Here is an 18923-nt window from a genome sequence, read left to right on the forward strand (position 1 = left end):
ATATTGCGGGAGGGTGCCGGTGCATTTGCCGGAAGTGCGATGCACCAGCACCTGGGAAACGATTAATAATTTGGATTCTGTTTCATGTTTTTGTTGGCCCGGATCTCTGCATCCGGGATAGGAAATACATATTGGCGGTCGGTAGGTTTTAATAATACCGCCCCAATGGCATTGATGGCATCTGCCGGTTCACGGGTTACGGGCAAGTCCCTTCTGCGCAGGTCAAAAAAGCGATGTCCTTCAAAAGCCAGCTCTTTAAACCGTTCTGCATAGATGGCATCTATGAGGGCCTGTTTGCCGGCAAAGTTCTGCCGTACATATCCATCAATACGTGCAGCCCGTAAGTCGTTGAGCGCATCTGCCGCATCAGGCAGGTTATTGCTTTCTGCCAATGCCTCTGCCAGAATCAGGTACATTTCTCCGGTGCGGAATAATTTGATATCTGCCAGGTTGATATAGCCATCTTTGCTCAGGTATTTGTTTACCCGCCAGGGTGAGTTGCCAGTATTGGGATTATCTACTTTCAATATGTAAGCAGCAAAACGTACATCCTTTACCTTATCAAATTGGTTAACCAGCTCATAGGAAGGCGTATAGAGCAGTATTTTGCGGGTGTCATAATAGATATCACCCACCAGGATGCCTTCTGCCGCTGTTTTCTTCAGCTTCCAGAATACTTCTGCATCTCCCGCATCTGTCCAGATATTGGCAAATTCTGTTCTGCTGGCCAGTGGTATTGCATCAATCGCTTCTTTGGCAAAACTGGCGGCCTGCGCCCAGTTTTTTTCATATAAGGCTACCCGTGCCTGCATAGCGCTTATGGCAGGTTTGGTTACACGGGTTTTGTCGGTAAAATCATCGGGCAGCAATTTTTTTGCAGCTTCCAGGTCGGCATTGATCTTATCCATTACTACACTTACCTGGTCGCGGGCAGGACTGCTGATCTTCGATTCTTCCATGTAAGGAATGCCCATTGCAGCAGGCTCATATTTCTCGGCAAAGTTGCGCAGCAGTTCCATATGTGCATAGGCGCGTAATGCCAGCAGTTCTCCTTTATACTGTGCTTTCAGTGTGCTCTCTGAAGGCTTGGAAGCTACTACATCTACTGCAGCCAGTACCCTGTTTACCCGGTCAATTGTGATGTAATTATCCTGCCAGGGGGTGGTAATGGTTGTATTGCTGGGGTCCAGCTGCCAGCGGTAGGTAGATACATTCCGGCCCACCGTATTATCATTGGGCAAGGTGCATTCATCAGATTCCAGCGATACGTTATGGATGCTGGAATAACCCAGGCTACCATAAGCGCCTATCAACCCTTCATTCAGATCAGATACCTTGCGGTAAGCCTTGCTGGCGTCAATATTATCGGAAGGGTGCAGGTCGAGCGATTTATTACAAGCTGCCATCAATAACGGCAGTGATAGTACGAGATAAGTAAGCCTCTTTTTCAGATATTGTACAGTCATAATTGCAGCGATTAAAAGTTAACATTCAAGCCCAGGGTATACGTCCGCGTGCTGGGATAATCAAACATGCCTTCGCCGTTGTCATCCTCCGGGTCCAGTCCTTTCCATTTTGTCCAGGTATACAGGTTCTGCGCCTGTACAAATACATGGATGCCTTTCACACATTTTATTCTTTCGATCAGCTGTTTAGGCACATTGTAACCAATATTCACATTTCTCAAACGGAGAAAAGAAGCATCCTGGATGTCCAGGGAAGAGAAGTTGCGCTGTTCTTCCAGGCCGGGCAACAAGGCCCTGTCGTTCTTCTTCTTCCAGGTATCGTACAGCATACGGGTAGACTGATTGCTGCTCAGGAAGCTGGTGTTCTCATTGTAATAGTCTTCGTTGTTATAACGGTAGGTTTTATCGGCAAAGGTGAATAACACGTTGGCATAAAACCCTTTCCAGTTTACACTGGTATTGATACCGCCGGTAAAAGGGGCAATGTAGGTGCCAAAATCAGCTACACTCAGCGTACTGAAGTTGTAGGTGCTGGTGGTAGTGCCATCCCGCTTGTAATAAAGTGGTTTACCATTGTCGGGGTCCACACCGGCAAACTTTGGCGCATAGTGAGAGCCATATGGTAATCCTACCCGTACAATTTCGGTGGTATTCTGTTCAAATTCATCCGATCCGCCCAGGCTGGTAATCGTGTTTTTATTATAGGAAAAGTTGGTCCCTACAGTCCAGGTAAGCGTTTTTGATTTCACTACATCCACCTGTACATCCATTTCTATACCCCGGTTGCGCATAGTACCGGTATTGAGCAGCAGGGAGGAAAACCCGGAGGTCATGGACAAGGGCTGTTGCAGGAACAGGTTAAATGTTTCTTTGTTGTAAATATCTGTTACCAAACGGATACGGCTATTCCATAATGCCAGGTCAAAACCGAAGTTGGACTCTTTGGCATATTCCCAGTCATAGTCGGCATACCCTGGTTTGCCAGGAGCAATACCGCCTATACCTCCATAGGAAGCCGGTCCGAAAGTGGCGGCATAACCAAATGCCTGTGAAAACGGACTGGCGGTAGTACCGTAGCTGGCGCGGAAACGCAGGGTGTTGATCAGGTCCACATTTTCGAGGAAGTGTTCTTTTTTAGCTTCCCAGCCCAGCCCTACAGAATAGAATCCATGCCAGCGGTTTTTAGGAGGCACGGTAGAGGAACCATCATAACGGAAGCTGGCATTTACGGTATACTTTTCATCCAGGGTATAACGGCCTACGCCGATATAGGAAGCGAGCGCACGTTTTTCGCGGGAGCCGCCCAGCACTGCAATGAAAGGGTTGTCTGATGCACCAGGTGTAATACCGGCAGGCGTTTCGGGCAAGCGGTCGTTGATACCATAACCTTCATAGTTGAAAGCGCGGTAGTTGCTTTTGGTGAACTCGAAGTAACCTGATACTTCAATATCATGGCGTTGTGCGATCAGTTTATTGTACGTTAATCCCGAAGTGCTGATGATGGTGGTATTCCTGCTGGTACCTTCTCCGAAGCTGCCTTTTTCCCCATCTACCTTGGTACCGGAATAGGAGTCGGGATTTATATAACGTTCGTCTGTTACGTCGCGGTAATCGATGCCGAGCCTTGTTCTCGCTACCAGTCCATTCGCAATGGCATAGTTTAAGGAAGCACTGATGATGCCTTTTACCTGGCTGGATTTTTTGGTGGTATTTAGCAGTGCTTCCAGGGCATTGCTGCCTTCGCGCTGATCAAATACCGGGTAGTCGTCTTCGTTGCCGGAAGATACCAGGGTACCATCGGGCGCATACGGATATTCATACGGCAGTGCATAGAAGGTAGCCGCCACCGGGTTGGTAGCCCGGCTGGAGCCTTCTCTTTCAATAAAGGAAGAGGAAGCGTAGCCCAGTCCCATGTTTATGTTGGCCGTTAATTTACCGGCGGTGAAGTCCAGGTTATTTTTCAGGGTGTAGCGTTCCAGGCCGGACCGCCGTACGATCCCATCCTGTTTATAGTAGTTGATGGAGCTGTAGAAGCGTACGGCTTCATTACCACCGCTGGCACTCACCTGTTGCTCCATGAATTTCCCTTGCTGCAGCAATATTTTGCGCCAGTTGGTATTTACGCCCCGGAGGCTGTCCAGCCAATGGTCGGCCTGCTGTTGTTCTGCCGGCGTTTTGGTTGCATATTCCGGGTTCTTTTTGGAGAGGTCCCAGCCGGGTCCTATGCTGGAGCCGGTAGCCAGCCCATATTCTTCTTCAAAGCGCAGGCGTTCTGCGGTGTTCATCATGTTGAATCTGGGCGTGGTCATATTGGAGAAACCGTATTGCGACTTATACTCCACGCTGAGTTTACCTGCTTTTCCTTTTTTGGTGGTCACTACCAGTACGCCATTAGCGCCCCGGGAGCCATACAAGGCTTTGGAGGAAGCGTCTTTCAATACGGTTACGGATTCAATATCGGAAGGGTTGATGGCCTGCAGGTAATTAGGTTCTACCGGTACCCCGTCTACGATGTACAGCAGTTCGGAGTTGCCGTTGATGGTACCAGTACCGCGAAGCGTAACACGGGCGCTGGTACCTGGTTGTCCGGAGCCGCTGGACACTACCAGTCCGGGCACGCGGCCCTGCAGCACCTGGTCGAAGGTAGCCATCGGCACCTGGTTGATTTTATCAGCACCCACTACGGTGGTGGCGCTGGTAGATTTATTCCGGGAATAGTTCGTATAGCCGGTTACGGTCACGCTGTTCAGTGTTTTCACATCCAGTTCCATGGTGATATTGATCACGGACCTGTTGCCGATTGCTATCTGCTGTTTGGTATACCCTACCAGGGTGAAGTCCAGCGTAGTAGCCCCATCAGGCACCTGGAAGGAGTAGTTGCCATTAGCATCAGTGAGGGTCCCTGCGGTAGTGCCGGTAGCTCTCACCGTAACCCCTGGCAAGGGGAGGTTGTCGGCCCCGATAACACGGCCCTTCACTACTGCCGCCACGGGTTGTTCACCGGGAGTAGCAGCATAGATCACTACCAGTCCGTTTTCCTTGAGCGACCATGCCAGTCCTGTACCCGCCAATGCCTGGTTCAGCACCTCATTCAGGGGCGCAGCAGTAGCCATCACCGTTACCTTTTTATCTTCGGGTAAGGTGCCGGTATGGTATACAAAACGGAAATCCGTTTGTTTTTCCACTACCTTCAGCAGCTGCTTTATACTGGTTTCCCGTAATTGCAGGCTGATTTTTTCCTGGGCATGCCCGGTGGCAAACACCTGCATACAGGCTACAAATAGCAATAGCGTCGTTAATTTCATGGTACGTAGTAGTTGACGGGCCACGAGGGAACGAACCTCTCGGCCTAAAAACGCATTTTTTCGCATAATTTTGGCTGGGTTTAGGAATGAATAATAAGCACTCATGACTAACCTGAATCGGGGGGAGGTGTTCTCAGCACTTCCCCTTTCTTTTGGTTGATAGCTTCCTTCGTGAGAAGAAAGCTGTTTATTTACTGATAATAATAACGTCCTGATCTACCCTGAAATTAAAAGGATAGGATAGCTGCAATGCTTCCAGCGCTTTTACGATGGTTTCACTCTCAAAAGTGCCGGAATACCGGTATTTCCTCACTTCTTCCCCTGTAAAAGTTACCGGGATGCCATACCACTTTTCCAGTTTTACCGCGATCTGTTCCAGGGATTCGTTCTCTATCTCCAGGCGGTTGCGTACCCAGGCAATTTCTTTGGCCTTATGGTTCACCGGATCCTGTGCCAGCGGGATCACCTTAAAAGGGAGAGCCGGCTGCTGGTCAGGTGATATATTGCTGATCACAATCTTTTGGTTGGGGTATAGGGTGATCTTCTGTGTGGGCTGGTCTTTCAGTGCTACTTCTACTTTTCCGCGAAACAGTGCGGTTTCTGTTTGCGGGTTATTTTTATAGGCGCTGACATTAAATACGGTGCCCAGTACGGTAATGTCTATGGCGGGGGTATGTACGATAAAAGGTTGTTGTTGCTGGTGTTTTACATCAAAGAAAGCTTCTCCGCTGAGGGTTACTTCCCGTGTAGTGGTATTAAAGTTGGGCGGAACGGTCAGTGCACTGTTTTCCCGTAAGGTGATCACCGACCCGTCTGCAAGTACCAGTGTTTTGCGGGCATGGTTGCCTGCCTGGTAAATGGTATTGCCAGTAACGGCAGCACTGTTTTGCGCTGCCGGCTGCCGGAAGCGGTATACACCCAGGTAGGCTGTTACAGCCACAAGCACAGCAGCGGCTATACCGGCAGCATATTTAAGCACAGGAGCCACCAGGCGGCGTGGCGGGATAGCAGGCGCCTGTGGCCCGCTATCGGCATTAACAAGGGAATCAGAAACGGATAGTGAACGGGAATGAGCTGCCGCGGGAGTACTCGCTGAGGGAAGATGTTGACGTAGAAAGGCAGCGCCATGCATGCCTTCCCGTAATTGTTGTAACTGCTTCAGCCGGTTGCCCTGGTTGGCATTGAGTATGAAAAATAATTGCCTGGCCTCTTCTGCAATAGCGGCCTTTTCCGGATGCTGCAACAGCCAGTTCTCCCAGAACAATACGTCTGCCGGATGATCTCCCAGGCAATAACGCTGGAAGGTTTCATCACATACCAATTCTGCTGTGCCGTAATCGCGGAAATCCATATTACAGGTGCTTTTATATACAGACGGCGAAAACAGCAGGATTTCCTAAGAAAACGGAAAACTTTTTTTCGGGGAGGGATATATACCTGTTTGCACAGGTGTTTTCTCATATTGAATTATTTGTCATTTAATAGGAGAATGCTTATTTTTAAGTGCACCAGATGCAGCTGGTTTAAGTAATAATATCATCAACCATATCCCAAAAATACCTGCAAATCTGTCCTCTGATGGCTGTTGGCCCAGAGACCGGCGGATGCAATACCAAAATGTTTTTTAAAGTATAAGCACATTACCGGGCGGCCCGGGTGTGCAAGTGATGACAATAGCGTTATGAAAACTGAATAAATGCAGATCTCTATGGCTAGAAAATGTTACCCCCTTTTAATGATACTGGTGGTTTGGATGTATGCAGGCAAAGTGTCGGGGCAAATTCCGGATTTAAGAAGGAACCTTAATTACAAGGGGATACTACATCCCAACTGCGACCCTATGCCATTAGAGATCAGTGATCAAAGGTATCCGTTTGTGATTAATAATGCCTTCTTCCTGATGGGGCTGACCAAGAACTATTCCATCTTCAAACTGGACATCACCAAAAAGGCCACTTATGCTATTAATGTTTTGTGCGACAGTGTGCCGGTCAATTTTTTAGTGGTTGCTGCAGATACCATGATGATCCCGGAATATGGAGAAAAGCGGGAATATTTAAGCCGGTTGACGGCTGAGATGGAGGACAGCAAGGACTATTACCTCGTGTTGTTTAAAGAAGAAAAAAACCGATCTCACGTCAAAGCGGATGTTTCTTTTTGCGAAAATGAACCGGGAAGGGTCAATTATCTTCAGCCAACAAAAATAACAGAAGAAACCACCCGGGATTTATACCTGTATGATGAAAAGGCGGTTAGCTATGAAGGCATGAAATATGCCATGTTTGATATTTCCAGCTTAAGCGATCATAATAACTATGTAAGGATCCGGGTATCTGCCGATTTTGTACCTGTTATTGTAGGGTTGAACGGGAAGGATCAGATCATCATCAGGGACAAAGGATTGAAAGATGAATATACTTCCACCTTGCTGGTGAGCAAAAAGGATAGCATCGCTAAGATAGGAATCAAAGTATACCGGGATGAAAAAACCAAGTATGAAAATGCACAGTATAAATATAACATACGGGTTGAAACATTTCCCTATAACCCGGATGGGAAGTGGTGGGAAAGGATCAAATGGTGGTTCCAGGATCCCTTGTTCACCTTCCTGGCAGCGCTGGTGGTGACTGCTATCAGCGTATATGTGTCTTACGTGATCAGCAGAAAAAAGAAGATATTACATTACCGGGAACTGGTGGATTCCGTTATCATTTTTGATGATCCGGCTGATAGCGGCTCTACCCCTATCACAGTAGAAAATGAGGTGCTGCATAAAGCCTGCCTGTTCCGGATGAAACTGCATAATAACAGCGGTAGCCGTATTGAAAAGTCTTACGTAAAGGAGAAAGTAACGATAGAATTGTTGAACATGGTAAGGATTGTAACGTTCAAAATGACGCCGGCAGGCAATGGATGGGGCACTATTACCAAAACAGGCGATAATATCATAACGGTTGATTTTGATTTCATTGATGATGGAGATGAGCTGGAATTTAAAATTATTGCCGAAATAGACGAGCATTACTTCCCTAAAGGAGGGATCCATATTAAAATGCGGGGAAAGATTGCAGAAGTGAAGATAAAGGAATACGTGAATACGCCACAGGAGCTGTTTGACAGCACCTTTATGGGTTTTGGTATGTTCTTTTACCTGATGTTGATTCCGTTGTTGTTAGTATCTGCCTTTGATCTACGGCTCCCTTCCTGGGGCTCCACTATTATGTCTTTCATTTATTCTGTCTGGGGGATTTTTGCGGTGGTGTATTTCACCTGCTTTAAAAGAGGCAGAAGGATCATGATGGGCATGTTTCACCAGTTTAAGTACTCCCTTAAAAGATTGTTGCAGCGGGGGTGAGGGGGCACCGCCATCATTTCAACATTTTACGTAACACTTTAATCGCATCGTAAACAGTATTATAAGCGGTTTTTACCGTTTGGGAGGTTTGTGCAGCGATCTGCTCATAGGTAAGTCCTTCAAAAAACTTGAGCCGGATCAGCTCCGTTTGCCGGGGTGTTAGCTGCTGCATGGCCAGGCGTAGTTTGGTTTTTAGTTCTTCATTATGCTGCACCCGAATGATGATCTCTTCATAGGATAGTTCACTGAGGTCGCCTTCATGTGCCATATGATGCACTGCGGTATCTATCCTGGAGCGGTAGTTGAATTGGTCTTGTATGTGGTTGCGCAGTGCAGTAAACAAATATGCGCGTACCTGGGTTACCGGTTGCAGCTGCGCCCGTTTTTCCCACAGTTGTAAAAAAAGCTGGTTTACCCCATCTTTTACGAGTTCGTCATCGCCGCATATTTTTAAGCCAAACCTGATCAGATGAAAATAGGTGTTGTTATACAGGGCAAACAAAGCCTGCTTATCATCTTGTCTGATTTGTTCCCAATAAACCCTGTTATCTTCCTCCTGCGACATATGAGGCTAAATTAGTAAATATGTTTTAGTTTTATCCCAGCCCAGGGCCGTGAGCATTCAGTTTTGTCGCATTTCACCATTTTATTTGTCGTATTTCACCAGTGCCGGATTCGGTTATCTTTCTCATTTTTGTAATGGATAAATGATATCATCACCATGAAAAAGATTCCGGCAGGAAATGATCTGCCTCCTAAATTATCACAGCCGGCTATCCGGGCATTGCATCTCGCGGGTTATACTACGCTTGCCAGTTTAAGTAAAGTAAGTGAAAGTGAAGTGGCGAGGTTACATGGCGTAGGGCCAACGGCGATTGTACTGATCAAAGCGGCTTTCCAGGAGAAGGGACTTTCTTTTACGAAAGCAAAAAAATAAGGTAGCATTAACTCAGCGCCAATACCAGTAAAATGAGCAGGAGGTCTTTTTCTCCCAGCTGTATGCGCAGCAGGCGCAGCGCTTTGCCGATATGTTTCTCTACCGTATTTACGGAGATATTCAGCCTGGCTGCAATGGTTTTATATGGAAGCTGCTCATACCGGCTCAGGATAAATGCTTCCCGGCATTTGTCTGGCAGTGCCTGGATAGAGCGGTATAGCACCGCCTCCAGCTCTTTGCCTTCCAGCATATTGTCGATAGAATCAAAACGCTCCTGCTGCCGTCCTATGTTATCATGATGGGTAGCATGCAGCAGGTCGGCCCGGATAATATCCAGGATCTTATGACGCAGGGTCGTAAAAAGATAGCCCGCAATATTTTCCGTATGTTTTATTTCCGCCTTTTTGAGAAAGAGGGTGATAAACACTTCCTGTACTACTTCCTTCGCTGCTTCCTGGGATTTTAACCGCTTGTGGGCTGCATTTAACAACGGTATCGCATACGTATCGTAGATGGCGTCAAAAGCCCATTCCTTGCCTTGTAAGAGTAACTGGAACAGTTCTTCGGAAGTGTATTGGTTCGTTTTGATGATGTAACGCGGATTTTATACGGCCAAATATAGTGGGTTTCGGGAGAAGTGGTGCGTACTAAATTCACCCAATATGACGCGATCTTGTTTTTTTTAAAAGGGGATGGCGGTAACGGCTTGCTGATCCGTTAAGTATATAAAGCAAGTACATGAATAAAGACCAGTTACTGATCCTTATTGAAGAATACCTGGATGGAGAAGCTACTCCGGCGGAACAGCGATGGGTGGAAAACTGGTATCATACCTTTGAACAGGAAGACGAATGGCTGCCTGAAGGATCGGCGGCGGCAGCAGAAACGCGGGAACAGCTGAAAAGTACGCTGAAAGAAAAACTGGGCGGCATCCGGCAGCTCGATGCGGTCAACCAACAGGTATTCCAGCTGCGCCGGCGCCGTATCCGCATCATATCAGGGGTGGCTGCAGCGATATTATTGCTGGTTACTACCACGCTGCTTTACTGGTGGTTATCTGCCGGGGCAGGCAATATGGTCATCACAGCAGTAGGTAAACCCCGGTATATCGCATTGCCGGATGGGTCTACCGTATGGTTAAATACCGGCAGCAAACTGGAATATGCCAAAGGTTTCAGCGGCAGGGAAAGGGCGGTACTGCTGGAAGGAGAAGCTTACTTCGATGTGGTGGAAAATGAAAAACAACCTTTCCTGGTACGCTCCGGAAAACTAATCACCCGCGTGCTGGGCACCGCTTTCAGCGTAAAGGCTTATAAGAACATGGATACCATCATGGTAACCGTGCTGCAAGGCAAAGTGCAGGTGAATGATGAGGCGGTTACTATGGCTACACTTACCAAAAGAGAACGTTTATTATTCCAGACCACTACCGGCAACGCAGCCAGGGATGAGGTAGACAGCCTCGCCACCCACGCGTGGGACAGCGGCCAGCTGGAATTTGAAAAACAAACACTGAAAGAAATTACCACCATCCTGGGCAAATGGCATGGCTATACTTTTGTATTTCACCACGCGGAACTGGAACAATGTATATACACCGGAACACTGGACCGCACTGCACCACTGGCAGAGCAGGTGAATCTTTTATGCGATGTGAACAATATGAATTGCCGGATAGATAGTGTTAGTAAAGAAGTGTGGATAGATGGGACCGGATGCAACCAATAAACTGTAAAAATTCCAGTAAATAATATGAAATAAAAAACCGTCCTGTGTATCAGACAAGACGGTCAATGTTGAGTTTCTAATTGAGTAATCTAAAACCCACACAAATCTATGCAATTTCATGTAAATGAAAAGGCGCGGGCATACTATGCCCTGCACAGGGCCATATGGCGCGCCGTCAACCAAAACGCAATTCCAATTATGAGAATCTCGTCGTTGTTATTAGCTATGATGGTCACCACCGCTTCTGCTTTAAAAGCAGATCATGCATCGGGCCAGAAAGTGAAAGAGATGAAACTGTCCTTACAGGCGAAGGACGAGGCGCTGATCCGCGTATTACGTAAAATTGAAGGGGCTACCACTTTCCGCTTTGTATACAACGCAGCTCAGGTAAACGGCGACCTGCCGGTAAGTGTGGACTTTAACGATTTTCCATTAGACGATGCACTGAACCAGCTGCTGCTCGCCAAGCACTATGCCTGGAAAGAAAAAGGGAAAAATATCATTATCTATAATACCCGCTTCGCAGATACGATCCGTGTACGCGGCCGCGTGCTCAACCGCACGGAACCTCCCGTGCCATTGCCAGGTGTAACGGTGGCGGTGAAAGGTACTACGAATGGTCTTACTACCGATGCAGATGGTTTCTTTGAAATAATAGCCCACCGCAATGATGTGCTGGTATTCAGTTTTATAGGATACAAACCTCAGGAATACAGTGTAAGCAATGAACAGCGTAACCTCACCATTTCCCTGGCGGAGGATGTAAGTGCGCTGAATGAGGTAGTTGTAACGGGGTTCTCCCAGCAAAAGGTGAAACACCTGGCCAGTTCTATCAGCACGGTCAACATGAACAATGTGAATAACAAACCCGTTACCCAGTTGTCGCAAGCCCTGCAAGGGGGTGCTACGGGCGTATTCGTAAATCAGCGCTCTGGATTGCCTGGTGGCGATGCGGCAGCTATCAAGATCAGAGGGGTAGGCTCCTTTATGGGGTCCGATCCGCTGGTACTGGTGGATGGGGTGCCTTTTGATATGAACCTGCTGGACCCTAATACCGTAGAAAGTATTTCTGTTCTGAAAGATGCTGCTGCTGCTTCTATCTATGGTGCCAGGGCGGGTAATGGCGTAATCCTCATCACTACTAAAAGAGGGGTGGCCGGTAAGCCGGTAGTACAATATAATGCGTATGCAGGTGCACAGGTGCCTACCTATATGCCCGAATTTGTGGATGCGGCTACCTATATGCGCATGGTGAACGAAGCTAGTTTCAACGAAAACAAGGCAATGCCTTTCAGCCAAAGCAGGATCGAGATCACGAGGTCCGGGCTTGATCCGGTCAACTATCCGGATACCCGCTGGGCAGATCTTTCTATCCGCAACGTATCTTCTATCCACCAGCATTTCCTGTCTGTAGCCGGTGGTAACAGCACCGCCCGTTTTGCCATTACGGGCAACTATCTCTCACAGGAAGGCATGCTGCAAAATACCAGCTTCAGCAGGGCCTCCCTCCGCGCTAATACCAGTGTGGACCTGCGTAAAAACATCGTGGTGTTCGCAGATATGTTCATTAACCGTAACCAGCAAAAAGAACCTTATTCCGGCAATAACCAGATTTTTAGCTGGGTATATACGGCTGCGCCGAATGTGGTGGCCAGATTCCCGCAGAAAGAAGGTCGCCCCGGATATACCTACTATGGTGATATCGGGGAAACCTGGAACCCCGTGGCCAACCTGGACAAAGGCGGATACCGCCAAAGCCTGCGGGATGAAGCGCTGCTGAACCTCCGCCCCAAATGGACGGTTATCCCCGGACTGGATTTTAAAGGACAGTTCAGCTACCGCGTATCTACGGGGGTGGATAAACGTAACCGCGATGCCTATGTGTTCTATGATTATTTTACCGACTACCAGATAGGCCGCAACTTTAGTGATGATAAAAGCGCCAGCGCAGCAAACCGCAGCAGCTATTATTACCTGGGCGGTAACTTCGACTATACCAAAACGTTTGGTAAACACCGCCTGAACGCGCTGGCAGGATATTCCCAGGAACTGAACAATGCGGATGCTTTTAAAGAAATTGCCCTCCGCTCCGGTTTTGTTAAAGCATACTATAGCTATGATAATAAATACCTGCTCGAAGCCAGCATACGTCGCGATGGTTCTTCCCTCTTCGGGGATGGTCATAAATGGGGCAACTTCCCCTCTGTGGCAGTAGGCTGGAACCTGGCGGAAGAAAAATTCATGAAACAGTTCGCTTTCCTCAACCAGCTGAAATTAAGGGCTTCCTATGGTACGCTGGGTAATAATAATATTGCGCCCTACCTGTATCAGTCTACCATACAGTCAGGCAATGGCGCGGAAATTTCCAACGGTAATCCCAACATCAGCTGGGAAACAATGGGGATCACCGACCTGGGGGCCAATATCAGCCTGTTTAAAAGTAAACTGGATATCACCATCGACTGGTACAACCGGAAAACAACGGATATGATCCTGAATCCCCAACCCTCCCTGGTTTCAGGACTGAAATCCGGACCGGTAAATATTGGCAGTATGGTCAATAAAGGCTGGGAAGTATTGGTGGGATACAATGGTACCATCGCACCAAGGATTGCATTTACCGCTAATGTGGGTATGTCTTACAATAAATCCAGGATCCTCAAACTGGCCAAGGGTACTATGATTGAAGGCGATTACATCTATCGCGAAGGAGGAGAAATGGGTGAGTTCTATGGTTATAAGAGCAACGGGTTATTACAGCAAAAGGATATTGATAATAAGGTGCCTTTGCTGCAAGGGCAAAAACCAGGCGATATCGGATACGTGGATATGAATAAAGATGGCTTCATCACGGATGCCGATAAAACCGTGCTGGGTAATACCGATCCTCGTCTCACCTATTTCAGTAACCTCTCTTTATATCTGTGGAATTTTGATATCGAAGCATTGGTAACCGGTGTAGGTACTGTTACCGGCATCTATTCCGGTCGTATTGCTATCCCTTTCAATAATGGGGTAGAAGGAGGAACACCGCAACTGATGCATATGGATTACTGGACACCGCAAAATACCGGCGCCCGTTTTCCCCGCCTGCGGCCTACGCCCGAGCATAATGTGTACACCTCCAGCTTCTGGTCGGAAAATGCGGCCTTCCTCCGGATCAGGTATATCTCTGCCGGTTACAATATCCCACTTGCTCCTGGTGGGATCATTAAAAAGTTAAGGGTGTATGTGAATGCACAAAATCCCTTTACCTTCTCCAGGATGAAAGCGCTGGACCCGGAAAGCAAAGGCAATGAAACCACTTACCCCATCATGCGTACCTATATCGGTGGTGTAAATGTTACTTTCTAATTACAAAACGATCATATCATGCAACTGAAAATATATCCTTTTTTACTGCTTACCCTACTGGGGATGGCAGGGTGTAATAAAGATTTTCTTGTCCGCGATAATCCTACCGCTACTACTGACGAAAAATGGTGGAACCTGGAAAGTGATCTGAACACTGCGCTGGGCGACCTGTATAGCGGCCTGCCTTGTGGTACCCTGGGGGATTATGGTTTCTGGACCAATGCCCGCATGCATACTTCCGGTGCTACAGACGAAAGTGTATTCCGTGCCAACTTCGGCGATTGGCAGGATTACGGCGCCGGTACCGCTACGGTACAGCAAGGTAGTGCTCAGGAGATCTACCAGCGGAAATTCCTTTATATCCGCAATGCCTGCCGTTTTCTTGAACATTATAAAAAGGCCTATGTGGCCAATCTGGAAAAGAAAGAACGGTTTGCCAGCGAAGCCCGCGCTTTGCGCGCCTGGTATCACCTGGAGCTGTTCCAGCTGTACGGTCCCATTCCTATTGTGTCTAAAACAATAGATGTTAATGAACAATTTGTAAAAAGAAATACCGCAGCAGAAGTCATCAAATTTATTGCGGATGAACTGGAGCTGGCGGCGGCAGGACTACCGGATAAATACTCACAGGGCGACCAGTTCCGTATTACCAAAGGCGCCTGTTATGCCATACAGGCAAGCCTCTATATCAATGCAGGCGATTATGCCAATGCTGCTATTGCAGCTAAGAAAGTGATCGACCTGCAGGTATATACCCTCCATCATAGCAGTGATCCCGCGGCGAATAATTATGCGCAGCTGTTTTCCTACAATGGCGTTGGATCTAATGAAGTGATCCTTTTCAGAGGCCAGGGACAAAGAGGGGGCTTTTTCCGCAGCGCACCTAAAAGCCTCAATGGGCAGTCGTGCAACAGTCCTACCGCTGCGATGGTCAATGCCTACGAAACCCTGCAAGGCAAAACGATTCAGGAACTGGGCAAGGATAGTATGGCTATTTATGCGGCCGACCCGGTTTATAAAAATAACCGTGATCCCCGCCTTAAAGCATCTATCGCCATTCCTGGCGAAACTTTTATCGGCATGAAACTGGAGCCCTGGAAAGAGGATGGCCCGGATGCCATCGGAAAAGGACAGTCTACCCACACCGGCTTCTGGATCAAGAAATATGTAGACCCCCTCGATCAGGGCAACACGGACGGTGGTGGGATGAACTTTATCATTATCCGTTATGCAGAGATACTGCTCGACTATGTAGAAAGCCTGATAGAAACAGACCGCTGGCAGAATGCTGATGTAGTACACTACCTGAACGAAATCCGTGCCCGTGCAGGCATGCCGGATGTAAATACCGCTGTCTATAATTCCAAAGAAAAACTGCGGGAGCTGGTACGCCGGGAAAGGCTGGTGGAACTGTCTTTTGAAGGACAACGCCTCTTCGATATCCGCCGCTGGAAAATTGCAGAAAAGGTGATGAATGGCCCTGCAGAAGGCGCCGTATCTCCGATTACCGGCAAACCCATCGTGGTGGAGGTAAGAAGATTTAATCCTGAAAGGGACTACCTGTGGCCTATCCCATTGTTGGAAATGACATCCAATCCCAACATGGTACAAAATCCAGGCTGGTAAGTCACCGGTATTTAAAACCACTAAAACGTAATTCATGATCACTCACTTTTATAGCCGGGTTATCCTGGCATGCTTTATACTTTTGTGCGCTGTAACCGCCTGTAAAAAGGACAACGCCTTCCAGCACAATGCCGGTGCTCCCATTACCATTACCCGGATATTACCGGAAACAGGCGGCAAGGGTACGGATGTGCTGATTTCCGGTACCAACTTCAGCGAAGACAAAACAACGATTACGGTTACACTGAATGGCGTGGCCTGTGAAGTAGTAGGCGCCAATGCCACCAGTATCCTTATCAAAATACCGGCGAAAGCAGGCTCCGGGCCAATAGCTGTAACGATTAGCGATAAGAAGGTAGCCAGTGAGGCTTCCTTCAGATATATCTCTTCTAAAAGGGTGATCACGCTGGCGGGCTCCGGCGACCTGGGCTACCAGGACAGCCCCGACTCGCTGGCATCGAAATTTTACTTTTATGATCAGCCGGGATTAACGGTAGATGCAGACGGTAATCTCTTCGTTACGGATGATGGGAATCATATTATCCGCAAGGTGAGTGCACAGGGCGTCACTACTACCTCTTCCGGTACTAAAAGCAGTGGCGGATACGTAAACGGCAAAGGGGCCGAAGTACGCTTTAACCTGCCTACAGATATTGACCGCGATGAGGCGGGCAACATGTACGTAGCTGACCGCTGGAACTCCGCCATCCGTAAAATTGCACCGGATGGTACCGTATCTACACTGGCTGCAATAGGTGACCCTACGGGAGTGGGGGTAGACAAAAAAACAGGGAATATTTATGCAGCCTGCCCGGGATATAAAAACCTGTACCAGATAAAACCGGATGGCTCCCTGCTGCAAATACCCGTTACGTTTGATACACCTGTGGACGTGGCAGTGGATAGTCATGGTAACCTGCTCGTGGTGGATTATGGCGCTTCTACGATTGAAAAGATCACCGCGGGTACCTGGCAAAAAACGACGCTGGCAGGTACACGTGGTAAATATGGGTTGGTAAATGGTGCTGGGGGGAGTGCTGAGTTCAACGGTGCTACCGGTATTGTTATAGACCGCAACGACAATGTTTATATCGCCGACAGAAGTAATCATTGTATCCGCTTTATTGATGCTGCTACCAACGAAGTGAGCACACTGGCAGGCAGCAGTGAATCCGGCTATCAAGACGGGGAAGATATCAATGCAAGGTTTAACTACCCCGCGCAACTAGCCCTGGATAAAGTAGGAAACCTCTATGTAACCGACAGAAACAACCGCCGGATCAGAAAAGTAATTATTGAATAATTGTAGAAAAGATCAGATCATGAAGTATAAGCATATAATGAACAGATGGGCGCTGACCTTGTTACTGTCTGCTGCGGCAGGAAAAATCAGTGCACAGGAAGCGGGTGGACTTATTACTAATGCACAGGAGCCGGAAGCGCTGCGGGATGCCCGTATGGAATGGTTCCGCGATGCCCACTTTGGGATGTTCGTACACTGGGGGTTATATAGTGCGGCAGAAGGAGTTTGGGATGGAAAAAATTATGATGGCTGCGTAGAATGGATACAGAATATGGCCAACGTGCCGGCTGATGTATATGAAGCCCGCCTGAAACCATTGTTCAAACCCAAAAAGGGTTTTGCCAGAGAATGGGCTAAAACCGCTAAGGATGCTGGCTGCCGCTATGTAATCTTTACCAGCAGGCACCACGAAGGTTTTGCTTTGCATGATAGTAAAACCACCACCTTTGATGGCATGGATTTTACCGGCAGGGACCTGTTTAAGGAAATTGTAACAGCACTGCATGAACAGGGACTACGGGTAGGGGTGTACTTTTCTATGATCGACTGGCACCATCCGGATGCTTATGTGGAACATGGTATGCCTGCTCCGGCTGGCGTAAAAAATGCAGGTCGTGATAATGCAAAATACGTAAAGTACATGCATGATCAGGCGGAAGAAATGTTCTCCAACTACGGCCCTATCGATATCGTATGGTGGGATTACAGCTCTACCGAAATACAGGGGGAGAAATGGGGTGCCCGCGACCTGGTGGCGATGGTGAAAAAACATCACCCCAATATTATCATGAACAACCGCCTCTACGCTTTTGAACATAACACCGAGTACACCCGGGCGCATGGCGACCTGGTAACGCCGGAACAGTTTATCCCGGAAACGGGCTTCAAAGGAATGGACTGGGAGTCCTGTATGACCCTCAATGGTACCTGGGGCTACAGCCGTAATAACCACAACTGGCATACGTCGCAGGAACTGGTGCGCAACATGGTGGATATTGTGTCCAAGGGGGGCAACTACCTGCTGAACGTAGGACCTATGTTCGACGGTACCATCCCTGAAAAGAGTGTGGAGCTGATGCATAGCGTGGGCAACTGGATGCGCATAAACGGAGCATCTATCTATGGCTCCCGCGCTAATGCGATCGGAAAAGTAGCCTGGGGACGGATCACTACCAAACCGGATCAGTTCTTCCTGCATATTTTTGACTGGCCGGAAAATAACCGCCTGCTGGTACCTTTTGCACCGGAGGCGGGATCAAAGCCCCGTGCCTGGTTCCTGGCAGATACTGGCCGTACATTGCTGCCCGTGGAAATAAACGAACGGGGTATTTATATTGATGTGCGCAATCAACAGTTTAAGGATGATCATAGCACAGTGATCGTACTGGAAACTACCGGCAAATCATTATCATCACTGGGCACCTTCCAGGAGGATGATGGTACCTTTACCCTTGCAGCAGGGGATGCTAACCTGAAAGATGGTATTGCCCTCTCTGCAGGTCCTAAAGCCTACCTCCATAGCTGGATGAAACAGGAGAGCGCCGTGCAATGGAATATGAATGTAAAACAACCCGGCAAATACAAAGTGATCCTGCAATATGCCTGTACCAATGAATCTGCCGGATCAGCGATCCAGGTAGTAGCTGGTAAGACTACGTTGAAAGGAACCGTAAAAAGCACGGACGACAGCTGGGGCGCTTTTAAAGATTGGGAAATAGGTGTGGTCAATTTACCTGCCAAAGGGCCACAGTCAATACAGATAAATGCTTTAACAAAACCTGGTCTGGGTGTGATGAATCTCAGAAATGTGCGGCTGGTGCCGGTAAAAAAATAGCCCCTGAAAGGGCTG

Annotated in this window: 12 protein-coding genes; 7 read left to right on the forward strand and 5 right to left on the reverse strand. The window is 48.1% G+C overall.

Annotation, left to right across the window (positions count from 1 at the left end; genetic code table 11):
• Window positions 1-62: 62 nt before the first annotated feature.
• The 3 genes from ABR189_RS21895 to ABR189_RS21905 all read right to left on the reverse strand — a co-directional run bounded on the left by ABR189_RS21895 (window position 63) and on the right by ABR189_RS21905 (window position 6122).
• Window positions 63-1466: a RagB/SusD family nutrient uptake outer membrane protein gene (locus ABR189_RS21895; protein ID WP_354662619.1), complete on the reverse strand. Its 1404-nt coding sequence runs from the start codon at window positions 1464-1466 to the stop codon at window positions 63-65.
• Between the two features lie 11 nt (window positions 1467-1477).
• A complete protein-coding gene (locus ABR189_RS21900) occupies window positions 1478-4837 on the reverse strand; it encodes a SusC/RagA family TonB-linked outer membrane protein (RefSeq protein WP_354662620.1) in 3360 nt (1119 codons plus the stop codon).
• Between the two features lie 121 nt (window positions 4838-4958).
• Window positions 4959-6122 (reverse strand): FecR family protein, encoded by a 1164-nt coding sequence (locus tag ABR189_RS21905; protein ID WP_354662621.1) that lies wholly within the window; start codon window positions 6120-6122, stop codon window positions 4959-4961.
• A gap of 357 nt (window positions 6123-6479) precedes the next feature.
• On the opposite strand from ABR189_RS21905, the gene ABR189_RS21910 reads away from it, so the two are divergent.
• Window positions 6480-8126: a hypothetical protein gene (locus ABR189_RS21910; RefSeq protein WP_354662622.1), complete on the forward strand. Its 1647-nt coding sequence runs from the start codon at window positions 6480-6482 to the stop codon at window positions 8124-8126.
• A 13-nt stretch (window positions 8127-8139) separates the two neighbouring features.
• On the opposite strand, the gene ABR189_RS21915 is transcribed toward ABR189_RS21910, so the two are convergent.
• The gene (locus ABR189_RS21915) at window positions 8140-8691 is read right to left on the reverse strand and encodes an RNA polymerase sigma factor (protein WP_354662623.1); all 552 of its coding nucleotides are present in this window, start codon (window positions 8689-8691) and stop codon (window positions 8140-8142) included.
• Between the two features lie 156 nt (window positions 8692-8847).
• On the opposite strand from ABR189_RS21915, the gene ABR189_RS21920 reads away from it, so the two are divergent.
• Window positions 8848-9063, forward strand: a complete 216-nt coding sequence (locus ABR189_RS21920; RefSeq protein WP_354662624.1) for a helix-hairpin-helix domain-containing protein — start codon at window positions 8848-8850, stop codon at window positions 9061-9063.
• Between the two features lie 7 nt (window positions 9064-9070).
• Here the strand turns inward: ABR189_RS21920 and ABR189_RS21925 are convergent, their stop codons facing one another.
• Window positions 9071-9655, reverse strand: coding sequence for an RNA polymerase sigma-70 factor (locus tag ABR189_RS21925; RefSeq protein WP_354663607.1), 585 nt, complete (start codon window positions 9653-9655; stop codon window positions 9071-9073).
• Window positions 9656-9801: 146 nt separating this feature from the next.
• Between ABR189_RS21925 and ABR189_RS21930 the strand changes: the two genes are divergently transcribed.
• The 5 genes from ABR189_RS21930 (at window position 9802) to ABR189_RS21950 (ending at window position 18908) form a co-directional block, all read left to right on the forward strand.
• The gene (locus tag ABR189_RS21930; protein ID WP_354662625.1) at window positions 9802-10791 is read left to right on the forward strand and encodes a FecR family protein; all 990 of its coding nucleotides are present in this window, start codon (window positions 9802-9804) and stop codon (window positions 10789-10791) included.
• A gap of 198 nt (window positions 10792-10989) precedes the next feature.
• Window positions 10990-14145, forward strand: coding sequence for a TonB-dependent receptor (locus ABR189_RS21935; RefSeq protein ID WP_354662626.1), 3156 nt, complete (start codon window positions 10990-10992; stop codon window positions 14143-14145).
• Between the two features lie 18 nt (window positions 14146-14163).
• Window positions 14164-15771 (forward strand): RagB/SusD family nutrient uptake outer membrane protein, encoded by a 1608-nt coding sequence (locus ABR189_RS21940; protein WP_354662627.1) that lies wholly within the window; start codon window positions 14164-14166, stop codon window positions 15769-15771.
• Window positions 15772-15805: 34 nt separating this feature from the next.
• The gene (locus ABR189_RS21945) at window positions 15806-17074 is read left to right on the forward strand and encodes an IPT/TIG domain-containing protein (protein ID WP_354662628.1); all 1269 of its coding nucleotides are present in this window, start codon (window positions 15806-15808) and stop codon (window positions 17072-17074) included.
• 19 nt (window positions 17075-17093) lie between these two features.
• Window positions 17094-18908, forward strand: a complete 1815-nt coding sequence (locus ABR189_RS21950) for an alpha-L-fucosidase (RefSeq protein WP_354662629.1) — start codon at window positions 17094-17096, stop codon at window positions 18906-18908.
• Window positions 18909-18923: the final 15 nt, after the last annotated feature.

It is taken from the genome of Chitinophaga sp. H8 (assembly GCF_040567655.1).
Classification (GTDB): domain Bacteria; phylum Bacteroidota; class Bacteroidia; order Chitinophagales; family Chitinophagaceae; genus Chitinophaga; species Chitinophaga defluvii.